This is a genomic window from Paenibacillus lautus (assembly GCF_050482385.1).
GTDB lineage: Bacteria > Bacillota > Bacilli > Paenibacillales > Paenibacillaceae > Paenibacillus_AQ > Paenibacillus_AQ lautus_B.
Window position 1 is genome coordinate 421,644 of the sequence record NZ_JBCNHV010000001.1, and the last position, 16,145, is coordinate 437,788.

Annotated in this window: 14 protein-coding genes and 1 tRNA gene; 3 read left to right on the plus strand and 12 right to left on the minus strand. The window is 50.4% G+C overall.

Features of this window, described 5'->3' with window-relative positions; translation table 11 throughout:
- Positions 1–27: 27 nt before the first annotated feature.
- The 7 genes from ABEW73_RS02105 to ABEW73_RS02135 all read right to left on the minus strand — a co-directional run bounded on the left by ABEW73_RS02105 (position 28) and on the right by ABEW73_RS02135 (position 10,294).
- Positions 28–1,986 (minus strand): carbohydrate-binding protein, encoded by a 1,959-nt coding sequence (locus ABEW73_RS02105; RefSeq protein WP_430171832.1) that lies wholly within the window; start codon positions 1,984–1,986, stop codon positions 28–30.
- Positions 1,987–2,368: 382 nt separating this feature from the next.
- Positions 2,369–3,379, minus strand: a complete 1,011-nt coding sequence (locus tag ABEW73_RS02110; RefSeq protein WP_430171834.1) for a glycoside hydrolase family 130 protein — start codon at positions 3,377–3,379, stop codon at positions 2,369–2,371.
- A 56-nt stretch (positions 3,380–3,435) separates the two neighbouring features.
- Positions 3,436–4,272: a carbohydrate ABC transporter permease gene (locus ABEW73_RS02115; RefSeq protein ID WP_018751893.1), complete on the minus strand. Its 837-nt coding sequence runs from the start codon at positions 4,270–4,272 to the stop codon at positions 3,436–3,438.
- Positions 4,273–4,286: 14 nt separating this feature from the next.
- A complete protein-coding gene (locus ABEW73_RS02120) occupies positions 4,287–5,189 on the minus strand; it encodes a carbohydrate ABC transporter permease (protein ID WP_036725649.1) in 903 nt (300 codons plus the stop codon).
- A gap of 100 nt (positions 5,190–5,289) precedes the next feature.
- On the minus strand, positions 5,290–6,678 hold the full coding sequence (locus tag ABEW73_RS02125; RefSeq protein WP_430171836.1) for an ABC transporter substrate-binding protein: 1,389 nt from the start codon (positions 6,676–6,678) through the stop codon (positions 5,290–5,292).
- A 172-nt stretch (positions 6,679–6,850) separates the two neighbouring features.
- On the minus strand, positions 6,851–8,482 hold the full coding sequence (locus ABEW73_RS02130; protein ID WP_430171838.1) for a response regulator: 1,632 nt from the start codon (positions 8,480–8,482) through the stop codon (positions 6,851–6,853).
- A 3-nt stretch (positions 8,483–8,485) separates the two neighbouring features.
- On the minus strand, positions 8,486–10,294 hold the full coding sequence (locus tag ABEW73_RS02135) for a cache domain-containing sensor histidine kinase (protein ID WP_430171840.1): 1,809 nt from the start codon (positions 10,292–10,294) through the stop codon (positions 8,486–8,488).
- Positions 10,295–10,494: 200 nt separating this feature from the next.
- Between ABEW73_RS02135 and ABEW73_RS02140 the strand changes: the two genes are divergently transcribed.
- Positions 10,495–10,827, plus strand: a complete 333-nt coding sequence (locus ABEW73_RS02140) for a hypothetical protein (RefSeq protein WP_430171842.1) — start codon at positions 10,495–10,497, stop codon at positions 10,825–10,827.
- A 487-nt stretch (positions 10,828–11,314) separates the two neighbouring features.
- The gene (locus ABEW73_RS02145) at positions 11,315–11,458 is read left to right on the plus strand and encodes a hypothetical protein (RefSeq protein ID WP_213643833.1); all 144 of its coding nucleotides are present in this window, start codon (positions 11,315–11,317) and stop codon (positions 11,456–11,458) included.
- Between the two features lie 88 nt (positions 11,459–11,546).
- Here ABEW73_RS02145 and ABEW73_RS02150 read toward each other — a convergent pair.
- Positions 11,547–11,633 (minus strand) — tRNA-Leu (locus tag ABEW73_RS02150).
- Between the two features lie 135 nt (positions 11,634–11,768).
- On the minus strand, positions 11,769–12,749 hold the full coding sequence (locus ABEW73_RS02155) for a copper amine oxidase N-terminal domain-containing protein (protein WP_076325671.1): 981 nt from the start codon (positions 12,747–12,749) through the stop codon (positions 11,769–11,771).
- Between the two features lie 198 nt (positions 12,750–12,947).
- On the opposite strand from ABEW73_RS02155, the gene ABEW73_RS02160 reads away from it, so the two are divergent.
- Positions 12,948–13,631, plus strand: coding sequence for a lysoplasmalogenase (locus ABEW73_RS02160; protein WP_430171844.1), 684 nt, complete (start codon positions 12,948–12,950; stop codon positions 13,629–13,631).
- A gap of 116 nt (positions 13,632–13,747) precedes the next feature.
- Here ABEW73_RS02160 and ABEW73_RS02165 read toward each other — a convergent pair whose 3' ends face one another.
- From ABEW73_RS02165 to ABEW73_RS02175, 3 genes are all read right to left on the minus strand, one after another.
- Positions 13,748–14,461: an MgtC/SapB family protein gene (locus ABEW73_RS02165; protein ID WP_213643831.1), complete on the minus strand. Its 714-nt coding sequence runs from the start codon at positions 14,459–14,461 to the stop codon at positions 13,748–13,750.
- A 43-nt stretch (positions 14,462–14,504) separates the two neighbouring features.
- The gene (locus ABEW73_RS02170; protein WP_076325856.1) at positions 14,505–15,110 is read right to left on the minus strand and encodes a glycerol-3-phosphate responsive antiterminator; all 606 of its coding nucleotides are present in this window, start codon (positions 15,108–15,110) and stop codon (positions 14,505–14,507) included.
- A gap of 67 nt (positions 15,111–15,177) precedes the next feature.
- Complete coding sequence (locus ABEW73_RS02175) at positions 15,178–15,990, minus strand: HAD-IIA family hydrolase (RefSeq protein ID WP_430171846.1); 813 nt, start codon at positions 15,988–15,990, stop codon at positions 15,178–15,180.
- Positions 15,991–16,145 lie beyond the last annotated feature (155 nt).

Here is a 16,145-nt window from a genome sequence, read left to right on the forward strand (position 1 = left end):
TTGCAATTAAATCAAACCGTTTCCATTCTATTTGAACTGGAACCAAGTTAAATTTGCAACTGTGGTTGAATCTGACTTAACAAAAGTAACATATACCGTATGGGTTCCTACAGCTGTCCCGGCATTAAGCGGGATATTCTTTACTGACCATGTCTGCCATCCGCCTGTGCTTTCTGCCGTCCAATAACCCAGCATAGTGCCTGTAGGACTGTCCAAGTGGAATTCTATCCTTCCGCCGGAATTAGCGGATGCAACCTTCAAATCAATACTTGTTTTAGCTGTACTACCAAAGTCTACATTTTTAAATGCTATATAGTCGCCATTACTCCCTCCACCAACATCCAGCCCACCATCAGTGCTTGCCTCATAGGATATAACACCTGAACTAAGGTTATAACCTTCCGCTTCAAATTTCAATGTGTTGAATTTGGGAGCTGCAGCATAGCTGTTAGTATCTGTTATTTTCAATTCTGCGAGTGTAGTTGCCGCAACTCCACCGACGCGAACATTGTTTAATGTAACTCCGGAGACAGTAGATGTGTCACTCCAACCCTTCATTATTGAAACTTCACCTAAAGCGCGTAAATTGATATTATTATAGACCACATTTTTTATCGGACCGCTTTTTGCAGAAAGATCAAACCACCTGGAGTGAACACCGGATCTTGGCCAGAAGCCTTCTACATCTATATTGTCAAATATGATGTTTTGTGCTGCTGGAGTCCCATAAAGATGACCTACCGCTAAAGCGCGCCAGCATCTGTATACATAAGAGTTTTTAACAACTATGCCATCCTGAAGCTGTTTCACTCCATCTCCAACCTTGAATGCTCCACATCTGCTCCAAGCCAAAGCATCATCCACAACTACATTTGACTGGTTTTCAGGACTTCCCGGCCAGTTTGCAGCTATATCCGTAGTTGCTACATCCCATGTCTTAAATGAGTATGTGTCATCCTCCGATACTGCTACCGTGTGCTTTATGAGTACATTCTGGCTCTCTTGAATGTCTATTGCATCATTTTCATAATCAAGTTCATTGTTGTTGAAGTGCTTTGTATTCTGGAATGTTACGTTATTAGATCTTGTAACGATTGTAGCCCAGCCACCGCTGTCTCTTATGGTTATGCCGTCAACTGTGAAGTTGCTGCACTGCAAGGGTACAAGAATATTGTTCAAATAATTGTTTGTATTTCTCATGTAATGGCCATTGCCGTCAATAGTCCCTCTGCCGTATATCTTAATATTGTTTGCATTGGTTTCGGTATAAATAAACCATGTTCCATCCTTATTCAGAGAATTCTTATGGAAATGGGTGGTGTAATCGCTTGGATTTCCTGAACCCCTTATAACAGAACCACCCTCCAGATAAACCGAAACATTGCTTTTTAAAACAAGGTTTCCGCTCTTGTAAACTCCGGCTGGAACGTATACGATACCGCCACCTGCTGCGTTAGCCGCATTTATGGCGTTTTGTATTGCAGTTGTAGCCATAGCGGCACCGGTACTGTCGGCACCGTATTGAGTTTTAACATTGTATATACCTGTACCGGATGAAGCCGGAACATTGGTTTCAAGAGCATCTGCCGCAATAACCAGATCTTTCAGGTTATTGATTTTAACGATAAGATAGGTTGGTGATGAAAGTGTAAATGTAAGTGTATTTCCGCTCTTTGTTGCAGTGATTCCCAAAGCTTTGGGAGAAATATTATAGGTATTGATTGGCTCGCTTGCTGTTATTGTGATTGTAGTAGTACCTGAAAAAGAGAAATTACAATAATTATAGTTTACAAATACCGCCGAAGTGTCGATTACCGGTATATTGGTAGAGTCTGCTGTTACCGTGTATTGACTGGTCGTGGTATAGATCGGCGGTAATGGATAGCTTACAATTGTAGCCGCCGCTCTTGCTGTCGAAGGAACGACAGCTAACAGACTGGCGAGCATACAAACAATTAAACTTAATAATTTTAACTTTTTTAACATAAATAAACACCCCTTTCATATTTTCAGAAAATACTCTGTCATCAGTGAATAATGATTTCACCAGTGATGCTCTATTACTCTTTTCATAAAGTCGACATATTCCTGTTCAGCTTCGGAAGTGGCAGAGTAATACTAACCTTTTCTGCATCAGCAAAGTTTCCTTTTAAAGTACAGCCCCGGTTTTGTTGCACCTTGTGCAGGATTTCTGCGTTGGTCGCTACTACTGAGCTGTATTGTTGCATTTTATGCACAATCTCCCCACGGTCGCTGCTATTGATCTAGCATTGTTACACTTCATGCACAATCTCCGCGCAAGCCGCTCCAATCATGGCACATGGCCCCACTGTTACTCCGCATTTCCGCCCTCAGCCTGCTTCCAATCTTATCTATGCTCCGGCTCCAGACAGAGCCGGAGCAGATCGTCCACATGGGCCGTTGCCAGACATTCCACCGTATCTGCAGAGCCGTAATAGATCTTGACCTCGCCGTCATCCTCCAGAATCATCCCTCCCGGAAAAATCACATGATTGCGGAAGCCCCCGCCAATCTCATAGTCTGTCTCCGGTGCCAGCAGCGGCTGCCTGCTCATGCCGATCACCTTGCGGGGGTCCTCCAGATCCAGCAGCATAATTCCGGCGGTATAACGCTTCTTCCAGGTGTCCTCCCAACCGTGCTTGCCTCTGGCCGGGTCCACATCCACCGCATGGAAGGTGGTCAGCCAGCCCTTATCCGTCCGGACCGGAGGTGCGGCCGGGCCGACCTTGTCATTGGCAAACGGCACCTGCTCAACGGCGAGCAGTAGGCTGGAGTTGCCCCAATGCTTCAGGTCCGGCGACTCGGAGATCCAGGCATCGAAGCGGTCCCGGCCGCCGCGGCTGTATACCGTGAAGGGACGCTCCAGCCGGACATACTTGCCGCCGATCAACTCGGGAAACAGTACCATATTGCGCAGGTCCGGTGTAGACAGGCTGAGCACCTCGAAGTGTTCCAGATCATCGGTAACGGCAATTCCGCCGCGGATGCCATGGTGCGTATCCACGGCAAAACACATATAACAACGGCCGCCGATCACGGTCAGGCGCGGGTCGTAGGCGCGGATAATTTCCTCGTCATGCATTTTGAACACTGGCTTCGGGCCGGCGGTCCAGCTCAGCCCGTCGTCACTGTAAGCAATGCCGAGATCCGTGGTGTGGTGCGGCTCAAGCGTCTGATCGACCAGTGAGCCGTAATCATTACGGAAGATCATCACATACTTGCCTTTAAATTTCGTTACACCGGCATTGAATACCAGTGCGGTGGGGTAAGGAACCTTCGTTGCATCCAGCACCGGATTGCCCGGATACCGCCGGATGAACGGGGCAGATTGCAGAATTGCCGGAGCGTGTTGAGTCATGGGGTGTACCTCCTTGAATGTTAAATATGGAATATGGGTTGCGCAGGGCCGGACCGCTACCCTTTGAGGGAACCGGCCGTCATCTGCATGAAGGATTTGTTGGCGAACAGATAGGCCACGAGAATCGGCAGAATGGACAAGCAGGCGCCTGCCATCATATAGTGGGTCTGAGAAGCGGCCGAAATCCCGTATTTCAGGTTCGCCAGCCCGACGGTCAGCGTCTGCAGCTCCGGCTTCGTCATCGTGAACACGAGCGGCAGCAGATATTCATTCCACGCGCCGCGGAAGGTGAACAGGGCACCTACGCCAAGTCCGGGTCCGAGCAGCGGCAGAATTATCCGCCAGAAGGTCCGGCCGGGAGAGCTGCCGTCCATCAGCGCCGCCTCGTCCAGCTCGCGGGGAATCCCCTTCATGAAGCTGGAGAGAATGAAGAAGATCGAAGCATGGGCGGAGATCAGAATCAATATAACGCCCCACAGGCTGCTGTGCAGATGAAGCTTAACCATCAGATCGAACTGCGGACGCAGCACGACCGCCCCTACAGCCACGAACATGGTGAAGGATTGCAGTCCGATATACAATTTTTTGCCGGCAAAATCCATCCGGTCCACCACATAAGCCGCCATGGATGATACCAGCAGCGTGCCGACCACAGCCGCCAGGGAGACAATCAGGCTGTTCAGGGTATACCTGGAGAAATTGGCCTGCGCCCAGGCTTCGGCATAGTTCGAGAAGTGCCAGCTCGCCGGCAGGAAGGTCGCTCCCGCAGTAAGCTCAGCATTAGTCTTGAAGGAGCCCAGGATGGTGATAACGACCGGAATCAGCGTAATAAAAGCAACAGCCAGCAAAAAAATCCACAGGATGATATTGCCCAGTATGGTTCTTAGTCTCATAATAGCCTCTCTCCTCAATCGGTCTGATTCATGCGTCTGGATGCGTAGAAATAAATGAGTGATATCATCCCTACAATGACCGCAGACACAAAGGCGACCGCACTGCCGTATCCGAACTCCTGGACCTGAACCGCCGCGCTGCCCCCGCCGACAGGGAAAAATAATTTGTACAAATACAGGAACATGACCTCCGTCTTGCCTACAGGACCGCCTTCAGTCAGTACCATGATGCTCTCGTAGCCCTTCAGGGCTGTAATGATCGCCAGCATAATAACCATCTGCATGACAGGCCCGAGCATCGGCAGGGTGACATAGCGGAACTGCTGAATTTTCCCTGCCCCATCCAGGGAAGAGGCTTCATACACATCCTCGGGAATATTCTGCAGACCGGCAAGGAAGAGCAGCATATAATTGCCGACCGCTCCCCAGGCCGCAACCAGGATGACGGTGAGCATGGCATATTTCGGCCCCAGCCAATCCACACCGGAATCGGAGAGGCCCGAGCGGATCAGGAACTGGTTGAGAATTCCGTTATACGAGTTGAAAATCGTGAAGAAGACTACGGCCATTACGGCGGTACTGATGACGGTCGGCATGAAGAAAATCCCCCGCAGCAACTGTCTGCCCCGTAGCCCCCGGTTCAATATGGCTGCCAGCAGCAGGGCCAGCGGAATGGTGATCAGCAGCTTGCCGCCTGCATATACAAACGTATTCACCACCGAATCCCAGAACTGGGTGTCCTTCAGGATGCGGCTGAAATTGGCCAGACCGGTAAACCGGGCCGTTCCGAACCCTTTGTAATCATAGAACATATAGCGGAACGCCCAGGCAATCGGGTAAATCCCGAGGACCAACGTGAGCAAGGCACTTGGAAAGATAAAGCTGTATGAAAATAAGGCATGTTTTGTTTTGTTCATCTGGTTTCTTCCGGCTCCTCTCCCTTGCGGCCAGAGCAGAGGGATGAGGAAGCTGCTCCCTCATCCCCCGCTATCCCGGCCTATATCCCTAACCTTCTGTCTATTTGGCGAACTTGCCGCCCAGAGCGGCGGGATCGAAGCCGGCATCCGGCTCGGCCTTTACGCCGTCATTCGCAATCACACTGTCCAGTGCAGCATTATAGCGTTTGTTCAGATCTGCGATAACCGCCTTCAGGTCGCCGCCGTTCAGCATATATTTGAAGAAGGCGTCATCCGATTTCATTCCTTCCGGTGCTACAGACGGATAGACCGGCCACACCCCATCGTGCTTGTTCGGCAGGAAGCCTTCAATGCCGTTCACATCCGGTGTCTTGGCTGCTGCGCTAATGGATGGAACCATGGAGATGCCGAAGCCTTTTTCCTGATAATCCGTCAGCACCTGATCGCCGTACATGAACTCCATGAACTTCCAGGCTGCTTCTTTATGCTCTGATTTCGAGCTCAGCGCCAGCCATTGGCCCCCGAGGAAGCCGGAAGCCCCCTTCACGGTGCCGTCGATGGTAGGAACCGGAGCGGCCGCCCAGTCAATCTTGGCCGGGAACTGATTCTTGTAGACGCCAGGCTCTGAGGAGTAGGACATATACATTCCGATCTTGCCTTCCGCAAACTGCGCCCGCAGCGGATCAATATCCAGCGATTCTACACCCGGCAGCATGCTGCCGTCGTCCCTGATCTGCTTAAAGGCATTGATGATCGGCTCGAAGCCGCTGAAGTCGTAGCGGGCTGTCTTGAAATCATACCCGAAGCCGCCATAGCCGCTCATCTCCGCAACCACCCGTGCCGAACGTGCGAACGCACTGCCGGGGCTCTTGAAGTTAAGGGCGAAGCCGTAAGCGCCGTCCGCTTTGCCGGCTTCTGTCAATTTCTTGGCTGTATCCACCAGCTCCTGCAGGGTAGTCGGCGGATGTTCAATGCCCGCTTTGGCGAACAGATCCTTGTTGTACACCAGACGCATGGTCGTTCCATAGTTCGGCAGACTGTAACGCTTGCCGTCGAATTCATTCAGATCCGGCATGGCCGGGAATTTCGCCTTCAGCTCATCGTTCAGGAACTCGTCAATCGGAGCGAGAAAGCCTTTTTTGTAGAAGGTCTGGACGGTATTCTCCTTCACCCGGATCACATCCGGTGCATCGGAGGTCTGGAAGGACAGATCGAGCGCGGTATCGAAGTCATCGCCCTTAACGACCAGCTCCACTTCAATCCCGTCAGTATTGGTTGAGTTGAACTCGGCTACCTTCTCCTTCACGAAATCCGCATCGTGGCGGTCGCCTGTCCAGTAGCTGATTTTAGTTTTTTCCCCTGAACCAGCTTTCGCCCCGTCTCCCGTGCCTTCAACTGCATTGCCGCCGCCACTGTTACCGTTGCCGCAGGCTGCCAAGCCAAGTGCCAGGACCAGGCTAAGAGATGTCATTAGCATACGCTTCATCATTGGTAGTGCCCCCTTATGTATCCCTGCTGTATTCGCTTACAACCTGATTATAGTTCGATAGGCGCATCCAGATAAGGCGGGTAAGCCCACATTAAGGGCAGATTTCTGCAGGAGTTGGATACAGATAAGGGAGGTAATCTCCGCCCTGCGGAAATCCCTCCCCTGCTGATTCCTATTCTTTTCCAATATAATACAATTTGAACTCGGACGGGGTCATGCCGGTATATTTCTTGAACACCTCGCTGAAATAGCGCCTGTGCTCATACCCGAGATCCTGGGCGATCTCCTGAACCTGCCGGCCGCTGATCAGCATCGCCTTCGCCTTCTCCATCTTCTCATGCATCACATACTGCTGAAACGAAATCCCCTGCACCTTCTTGAACAGATTGGAGAAATACCCCTGGCTAAGGTTAATCTGTTTCGCCATCTGCTCCAGCGACAGCCCCGTATCCAGATGACTATGGATATATTCGACGGCTTGGCGGATTATCCGCGTGGACTCCAAAGAACGGGCTTGCTCCACCAGCGCACAGGCCTCCCGACACAGCCAGGACAGCAGGTCGCGGATATCCTGCAGGGAAGGATGCACCTGGTTCTTCATGGCGGCAATTCTGAGTTCCAGCGGCTCCACCTGCCCATAAGGGAACTGCTCCAGCAGGACCCGGCAGATCCTGGAGCTCAGCTCATAGCCGACACTTTCAACATAACGCGGCTCAGGCAAAAGCCCGCTGTCCAGCAGCTCCGCGAACAGCTGGTCCAGCACCTGCAGGCTTTTGGCGGAATTGCCGGAACGCAGGGCGAACAGCAGCTCCTGCTCGGCGGCGGCGGAATAGCTGTGGAGCGAGAGAGGTTTATTCTCGATATTGCTATAATGATATACCCCGTTGCCCCCGGTATAGAAATGATACCCCAGCGCGCTAAGCGCCTGCCTGTACGCCGTGCCCAGCTCCTGAATCGCCGCTGTGCCTAGGCCCACGCCAATAGAAATGGTATGACGCGAGAAGCGGCTTACATTCATGCAGCAGGCCTCCGTAATCAGCGCGGCGGTCTCCGGGTCTGAGCCGTTCATGATACAGACGTACCGGTCTGTCGCCTCCCGGATAATAACGCCGCGGGTCCAGGCGGAAATCGTCTCTTCGAGAATATTGTGCAGGCTGAACCGCAGCAGTTCGACCTCCTGCACAGGCTGGCCGCTCAGCTTCTCCGCGAAATGATCGATCTCGGCGACAAACACGAAGAAATCATGCTGGTCCAGCGGGATATCGAGATAGGCCCAGCGGGAACGGGCATCCGCTTCTGTCGTCTGGTGGTGCAGCAGGAAGGTGAGATATTCCTGGCGGAGAATAGGCAGACTTTCCCTGATTCTCGCCTCCATTACAGCAAGTCTGGCGGTCTCCTGACGCTCCTCCCGGCACAGCTCCCTGGCCTTCAGCACTGCATTCACAATCTCCTCCAGGGAAAAGGGCTTCTTCACGAAATCAAGCGCCCCCAGCCGGATGGCTTCCTGGGCATAAGAGAACTCCGAGTAAGCGCTGAGGATAATAATCTTACAGTCCGGCAGCACCTCCAGTATCGCCCGGGTCATCTGCAGGCCATCCATTCTTGGCATTCGGATATCCGTCAGCACAATGTCCGGCCGGGTCTCGCGGATGATCTGCAGGCCCGCTTCGCCGTTAAGCGCCGTACCTGTGACCTCAATACCGTGCTCCTGCCACGGCGGCTTGCGCGAGACCATCTCCACCACACTTTTGATATCGTCGATTACACATAATTTGAACCTTTCCGGCTCCAGCTTTTGGTCCATCCTTCAACTCTCCTCCTCTGCGGGAATCCACAGATCCGTCCGCGATCCCTTACATGGTTCGCCGCCAACGTCCATACGGGCTTCGTCCCCGTAATACAGGGCCAGCCGGTGCCTGATGTTGAACAGGGCATAACCTTTCCTCGACTGCGGAGCCCTGACCATCCCCTGCTTGACCCGTTCAGCATCAAGCCCCCGTCCGTTGTCGGTAATGCAAATATGCAGGAGCCCCTGCTCCCGGCTGACCGTGATGTCTATCCTGCCTCCTATTGTCCGGTCGCTGAATCCATGCTGAATGCTGTTCTCCACCACCGGCTGCAGGATAATCTTCGGCAGCAGGCAGGACAGCAGGGCCTCGTCCTCTACCGTCACCGTGTATTCAAACAATCCTTCATAGCATTTCTGCTGAATGGCGAAATACTGCCGCATGTGGGACAGCTCATCCGCAAGGGTAATCAGATCCTTGCCGCCGCTGAGCCCGATCTGGAACATCTGCGACAAAGACAGGATCATCTCATTCACATCGTCATTCTCGCCCATTACCGATTTGCAATAAATGGTGTTCAACGTATTGTACAGAAAGTGCGGCTCCATCTGCGCCGTAAGGGCACGGATCTCTGCATGACGCTTGCCCTCCTCCTTGGTCTTCACATCCTCGATCAACGTCTTAATCTCCGACATCATCCGGTTGAACTGAAAGCCAACCTGGGCAACCTCGTCCTCATAACGGCTCTCATACACCACACTGAGCTGGTTCTCTTCGACTCTGCGCATCAGCCGCCGCAGCTTGAACAGGGGCTTCAGCAGCACAGATGTCAGCTGATTGGAGATCAGCCAGGTCGCCAGCAGGAAGACAACGATGACATAGAGGGTAATGCGCTGCACCCGCTGCAGCTTACCCAGCAACTGGTCCCGCGACTGCATCCCGGAGATAATCCAGTCGGGTGATGCTGCTGAGCTTGTATAATTTACCAGATACTCCTTGCCGCCATAGCTGTAGTTGTGAACCTGCGGATCGGCTGCTTTTCCGGCTTCAGCAAGCACCGGCTTCCAGGGGAACCTGCCCCGGAACGGCCAGCGGGACTCCACCACCGCCTCTCCTTCCCCGTTCACCAGATAATAATTTCTCCCTGCTTGTTCTCCGCCTGTATTCAACAGCTCATCTATCCGGCTCTCCCTGATATTGACCACAATAAATACATTGCTGATCGGCGTGTAAGGGTATTCATAAATTCCCCGGACTACGAAGGAGACCACCCGCTGGCTGCCTGTGAACAACCGGTCATAATGTCCTTTGGCCCAGTAGCCGCCCGGCTGCTCCTTGCTCAGATCATATAATTCCGAGCCGTAGAACGAATTGTCCTGCGCCCGGATCTGCGTAGTGGGATAGAAATCGCCAATCGGGGTAACGATCAGCACATTCTCAATGATCGGCTGATTGAACATTGCCTGCGAGAGGACATACTGCAGATCGGACAGATGTACGTAGTAATTCGACACATCATGGCTGAACACATCGAGCATCATCTTGCGGTACGCATCGCTCAGCATCAGGGACTGCACGGACAGCGCCACATCATTCAGGCGGGAATCCAGAAGCTGGGCAGTTTTGCTTACGGTCTCCCGGCTGCCGGCGTAGGCATTATCCTCGATCTCCTGCGCGGCAATCCAATACGAGAAGGTGCCCATTGCACTGATGGACAGCGTAATCAGCACGATGAACGAGAACAGAATCCTCTGTTTGATGGATATCCGGTAATACCTGCCGGCGATCTGCCGCCGGAGCTGCCGGCCATAGGCTGTGAATGTATTCATAGTTCCCCCTTCTTGAGCATGTATCTCCCTACGATTGTCAGTTCTTGTCACTTGTACCATACGGCTGCTCCGGCCCGGCGTCAAGACAGGGCATGATTATTTAGCGGATTCCGTCCCTTATTATCAATAGGCAGGGGGCCCTCCGCATAACATGGTGCGAATTCACTAATCATGGCTCAGGTTGACGGGAAGCTGCGCGATTGAGTAATTATGCTTGTGACGGTCAGTCCATTCCGTTTGATGCCTTTCTGCGGCAAATGTTGAACGATCCAACAGTAGCAGAGCTCACTGATTTTGTTGCCTCATACGTAAAAAATAATACAATTAGCCAAACTGACGGTTTCAAGGGCGATTCTATGAAGCATGAAACAGAGATGGGGGGAACGTTGAGCGAAGTCCTGCCCCAACTGAATACTGGCAGCAACATGGGAGGACTGATCGCGGTTGAAACAGTTGGTCGTTTGTTGGAGCCAGGGACTGGAGGTTGTAGACTTGGTGCTGGTAGACAGCCATCCTGTTCTTCATTCCATTGAAGATGAATTAGCAATGGAAGCGCTAGACGATCTATGGGTTGGTAGCACTAATTAACTTGCTCGTTTTTGGGGTCGGCCTTCTAGGTAAGCTTCTTTGTTTTTCAGCATGCTATAGGCTATGACCAGTAGGGTTCGTGCCATAGCAATTGGCGTTAGCATGAAAGAAGTACAAGAATGGCTGGGTCACAGTGTCTATTCCACCACAGCCAACATCTATACTCACTTGGAATTCAGTTCCAAGGTCACTTCCGCAAACCGAATGAATGAAGTAATAAAAATAAAAACAGTCCACTAGATTTTTAATCTAATGAACTGCTCTTAGTAAAGTAATACCGGCGAGAGGACTCGAACCTCCACGGTTTCCCACTCGATTTTGAGTCGTACATGTTATTGTCCAAGAAGAGGAACATAAAACCCGGAAAAGCCTTGTAAAATCAAGGTTTTTCGCGGGTTTTTTCGTTTCTTCCAGGCTACGAGGAGATAAAACATGTCAGAAGCCGGCTCAGAGCCGACTATTATTCCTGACCCTTATACCCTTCTGCTTCTGAATTACCCAGATGTCGTTACGGTGGAGCAAATGTGTGAAATGCTTGGCGGCATCAGCACCAAAAAACAGCTTACAAATTACTGAAAGTAATGAGCACTAGCCTCAATATTTTAAATAAAAAAAGTTCCTGCTCTGCCAAAAACAGCAGATCAGAAACCTATTATAATTGAAGTGGTGCGGTCGAGAGGACTCGAACCTCCACGGGGGTTAGCCCACACGGACCTGAACCGTGCGCGTCTGCCAATTCCGCCACGACCGCATATTATGTAAAGTCGGTATCGTGTTGATCACCGTAATTAAGAGTATATTACGCCCATAGTTAAAAAGCAAGCATTTTTTTAAAAAAATGGTCGAAACCATATATTCCGCGTGATTTCGACCATTCATGGCAACATCAGATCGTCCACTGATCATGAATAATTCCGGATAAGACCCATGTATTCCCTTCCTGCTGAAACACAAGACGCAGGCTTTCCCAGTCCATGCCAGCATAATCAGGATGAACCCCATCGAAGTAATACTCAACGATGACTGCCCCTTTATACTGGCTGGTCGCATTGTTCAACGTATTTCCTTCGCTTTTGGATTGGTTGTAACCCACCCAAGGCGCAGCGGCAAAATCGCTTGTATAAATAAACGTCTTATAATACTTTTCGAAATTCATGGAAATCGGTTTACCGCTGCCATCAAACTCGCCCCAACGGTATAAGGTATCATCTTTAAACCCATCGCGCAGCTGTTGTTTGCTTAACGTGATATCCTTCTGACGGTCCACATAAGCGTATGGGGAGAAGGTGACTCCTTTTGAATGAGCGAATTCTGCAAGCTTCTCAAAATCTTTGTTTTTCAATAGCGTCATCACTTGATCCGCACTCTTGGACAAGGCAGTTTCAGCCTCTTTAGGTGTGAGCACAGGAAAGATCATGGCTTGTTTTGAAGCGTTATTCCAGGTTACCTTGCCTCCGAGACCTTCAGCCGAGAACCGCAGTGGAATATAGACCCGTCCTTCCTTAAGCTTAGGCGAAGCATCCAGCGTCACCCATTTACCGTCTTGTATCGCATTGGGCTTTCCCACTGTATAACTTGTCGTATGTTTACCGTTGCTCACAACCGCGGTCTGCTTGGCTTGATTCCAGTGAACCTCCGCCCCCATCGCAGTCGAAATATCGCGAAAAGGAACCATGACTAGGCCATGCTGAATAATTGCCGGAGAATCGAGCATCAGCTTCCCTCCATTCACTCTAATCTCAATCTGTTTGTTCGAGGATGCCTCCGCTGCCACTACTCCCCCTCCATACTGTAAGTTTCCGGTTAAGGCTATAACCGCCGCAGTAATCCCTGCCAGCAGCACTCGAACCCCTTTGCGCTTCTTCATCAACAGCTGTCACCCCTTCTTATGTTCTCTGTCCATTTTCGCTGATAAATGGTCTATACCCTTAATTCCAAGCGCGAAACGTTATTTTATCTATTCTTACACTTCCATCTATTTCATGCGAAGACAGGAAAGAGGGATAGGGATGCTATAAGAAGAATACTCTTACATTAAGATTACATGCGCATAGGAGGACTGTATTTGAAACGATACATGTTGCCATTGATCATCCTGATCATGAGTCTGCTTTATATGTTCTTCATTCCATCCGAACCCTTGGCTGTCAAGCTGCTGTTCAAGCTCATTCCGATGTGGCTCATCATCCTGTTTGCCTATCGGCAATTCCCGCCCCATAGATCCAGAATTCACTATTTGCTGTTAACAGGACTGTTCTTCTGTATGATCGGTGACGGGACGCTCATCTGGTTTGTTGTCGGTCTTTCTGCCTTTCTGATCGGGCATCTGTTCTACACGTCCGGCTTCTTGGGGCAGTGGCGCTATTCAGCTCCCCGCCTTCTCAGCATCGTTCCGATTGCAGCCTATTCGGTATGGATGGGCATCCAATTGGTGTCTTCTCTCAAGTCGAACGGAGAACAGGCTTTGATTATTCCTGTCATCGCCTATATCGCAGTCATTTCGTTCATGCTCTGGACAGCCATCATGACCGGGAATCGATATGCGATGCTTGGAAGCCTCCTCTTTGTCATCTCTGACTCGATCTTGTCCTGGAACATGTTTGTTGCCGATATCCGCTATTCGGACATATGGATCATGACCACTTATTACGCGGCCCAATTCCTGATAGCCAGAAGTATCTCGGCTTTTGATAGACCTCGAGTACAGGCTCTAGGAAGCTCGTCCTTGAAAACATCTGCCGCTCCATAGAAGACAAAAAAGCTGAGCCAGGGATCCACCCGGGCTCAGCCCTGTACAGCATATTTAGTCCAATCATAGGATGTGGCCTTATAACCATTCGGGCATCAAGCAAATCCGATAAACGCTTAATCCCGCCAGTTCATGCGAACCTGCTTAATCCCCTCTACCTGCCACAATTGCTCGAACAATCCGTTAATTCCCTTGCTGTTAAAAGAATACACCCGGAATTCCATCGTCACCTTGGTCGAATCGTCTTCCGTCGTGTCATTATTCACGATCATGCCTTCCACCGTCATATTTGCCTTTTGCAGCAATTCCGTAATGGTACTTACATGAACTGGACGATCTCCAGCCTCAATGATGATCTTCAAACTGCCTGACTTTTTAATAAAGAGAAATTTTGATTCCAATTTATTCAACACCAGTGTGCTGACCAGAACGATCGCCGTCGTTATGATCGCGGGCCAGTAAAATCCGGAGCCGACACTTAAACCGATAGCCGCTGCTACCCATAGGGTTGCCGCCGTGGTAAGACCTGAAATGATATGATTGGAACGCCGCAATATTGCCCCGGCACCAAGGAAACCGATACCGCTTACAACTTGTGCCGCCAGCCGGGCAGGATCAAACCTCGCATTCGGATGATTGATCAGTGCAGAATCAAAACCGTAAATGGAAGTCAGCATAATCAGTGTTGATCCGACAGCCACCAAGAGATGGGTTTTTAAACCGGCCTGCTTGTTTCTGCGTTCCCGCTCCCAACCGATTAAACCGCCAAGCAATGCAGCCAATAGCAGCCGCATCAGCATGGTCTCCGTATCCAGTTGAAACACATCCATTCCCTAATCTCCACCCATCTTTGTCATTTACGGAGGCTCTTCGCTATACCATATGTTCATCCTGCCAGCGCCATAGCTCTTTGCTGGAGGTGGATATGCCAATTACACCGCTCTTCAAAGCTGTATCAAAATCCTCCAAATCGATCATGAGCCCTCCTGCGATGACGGGCACGTCCACCTCTGCACGAATCCGTTCCATAATCCGCTGACACACCATGCCCGGCAGCACTTCAATGGCATCCGGATTGGAGGCCTTAATCATCTTGATCCCGTTGTCCAGGGAAACAGAATCGAATACAAACAGTCGCTGAACCGTTAACAAGCCCAGTTTCTTCGCTTCAACAATCGCGGTGTTTTTTGTCGTGACAATACCATCAATGCCAACCTTTTCTGCTAAATACTTAACCCCCGTCTTGTCTTTGCCGATCCCTTCAATCAGATCAAAATGCACAAACGAGAGCTTGCCCGCCTCCCGAATCTGCTCAACAATCGATTCGATGATAAAAATATCGGTCTTAAGAATAAACACGATATTCGACTCAGTTGCTAGTACATTGGGGAGTTCATCGGCATTCATTAATGAAGTAATAATGGGCTTACGCTTCAAGCAATACGAAATTCGTTGTGCACCTTCAACACTGGTTTTCATGTCTTCACCTCGTTGCCGCAGCAGCATCTCCAATTCTCCCGTTGCCCCGGCTTATTTTTGTAAATACTCATGACTTGGCTTCGTCTGCCTGCTTCACGGCAGTACCGCTGAGATAAATATCGTAGACCGAATTCAGTACATAGGTGGGCTTCACGCTGCTGTTCATCAGATCGTCCCTGGTTGATACGCCTGTCAGCACCATTGCCGTATTCATCCCTGCCTGATTTCCCATCTTGATATCCGTCTCCAGCCGATCCCCTGACATCAGACAATCTTCAGCCTGCACTCCCAAAATATCAAGAGCCGTCAATGCCGTCAAGACGGAGGGTTTGCCCATGACGGTCGTGATTGTTATACCGGCAGTGCCTTCGATGGCACCGATCATACCGCCGCAATCCGGCACATCGCCGCCAGGCATCGGACATGTTCGATCCGGGTGGGTGGCAATCACTTCAGCGCCCCGTTTAATCGCCTGATATGCAAAATCCAGATGACGGTAGTGAAAATCCCGATCCCAAGATACAACCACAACATCGGTTTCCTCCGGCGATGAGGCGAATCGTATTCCATTGTCCAGCAGCTCATTCTTCAATATATCTTCGCCAATGACATACACGTTTGCGCCCGGATGATGTTTTTGAAGATAATGAATCGTAACGAGTGCAGGATTCAATATATGATTCATTTCCACTTGAATGCCAAGCTTCCTTAATTTCTTCAAATAGTTTTCCCTGGAATCTATCGTTTTGTTGGTCAAGAACAATAGCTTCTTACCCAGTCCCTGCAAATAATGAATGGTCTCCACCGCACCATCAATCGCCTCAGCCCCAAGATAAATCGTGCCGTCCAAATCAAAAATATACCCTGAATAATGATCCATAATTTCGTTCTCCTCTGCATGTTCAATCTGTAATTTCGCCCGTAAACGTAAATTGGACATGTTCTGGCCAGATCAGTTCTGTTATGGACCCACAGTCCCCATCCGTAAAGTATACATATGACAACGTCATGCCCTTTAGTCCTTGGACAAGCGGT

What these genes read in the sequence shown, in the direction of transcription:
- ABEW73_RS02170 (WP_076325856.1), bottom strand. Translation starts at nt 15,110, where the DNA reads ATGAAAACCAGTGTTGAAGGTGCACAACGAATTTCGTATTGCTTGAAG.
- ABEW73_RS02105 (WP_430171832.1), bottom strand. Translation starts at nt 1,986, where the DNA reads ATGTTAAAAAAGTTAAAATTATTAAGTTTAATTGTTTGTATGCTCGCC.
- ABEW73_RS02115 (WP_018751893.1), bottom strand. Translation starts at nt 4,272, where the DNA reads ATGAGACTAAGAACCATACTGGGCAATATCATCCTGTGGATTTTTTTG.
- ABEW73_RS02110 (WP_430171834.1), bottom strand. Translation starts at nt 3,379, where the DNA reads ATGACTCAACACGCTCCGGCAATTCTGCAATCTGCCCCGTTCATCCGG.
- ABEW73_RS02155 (WP_076325671.1), bottom strand. Translation starts at nt 12,749, where the DNA reads ATGAAGAAGCGCAAAGGGGTTCGAGTGCTGCTGGCAGGGATTACTGCG.
- ABEW73_RS02175 (WP_430171846.1), bottom strand. Translation starts at nt 15,990, where the DNA reads ATGGATCATTATTCAGGGTATATTTTTGATTTGGACGGCACGATTTAT.
- ABEW73_RS02120 (WP_036725649.1), bottom strand. Translation starts at nt 5,189, where the DNA reads ATGAACAAAACAAAACATGCCTTATTTTCATACAGCTTTATCTTTCCA.
- ABEW73_RS02165 (WP_213643831.1), bottom strand. Translation starts at nt 14,461, where the DNA reads ATGGATGTGTTTCAACTGGATACGGAGACCATGCTGATGCGGCTGCTA.
- ABEW73_RS02125 (WP_430171836.1), bottom strand. Translation starts at nt 6,678, where the DNA reads ATGATGAAGCGTATGCTAATGACATCTCTTAGCCTGGTCCTGGCACTT.
- ABEW73_RS02145 (WP_213643833.1), top strand. Translation starts at nt 11,315, where the DNA reads ATGTCAGAAGCCGGCTCAGAGCCGACTATTATTCCTGACCCTTATACC.
- ABEW73_RS02130 (WP_430171838.1), bottom strand. Translation starts at nt 8,482, where the DNA reads ATGGACCAAAAGCTGGAGCCGGAAAGGTTCAAATTATGTGTAATCGAC.
- ABEW73_RS02135 (WP_430171840.1), bottom strand. Translation starts at nt 10,294, where the DNA reads ATGAATACATTCACAGCCTATGGCCGGCAGCTCCGGCGGCAGATCGCC.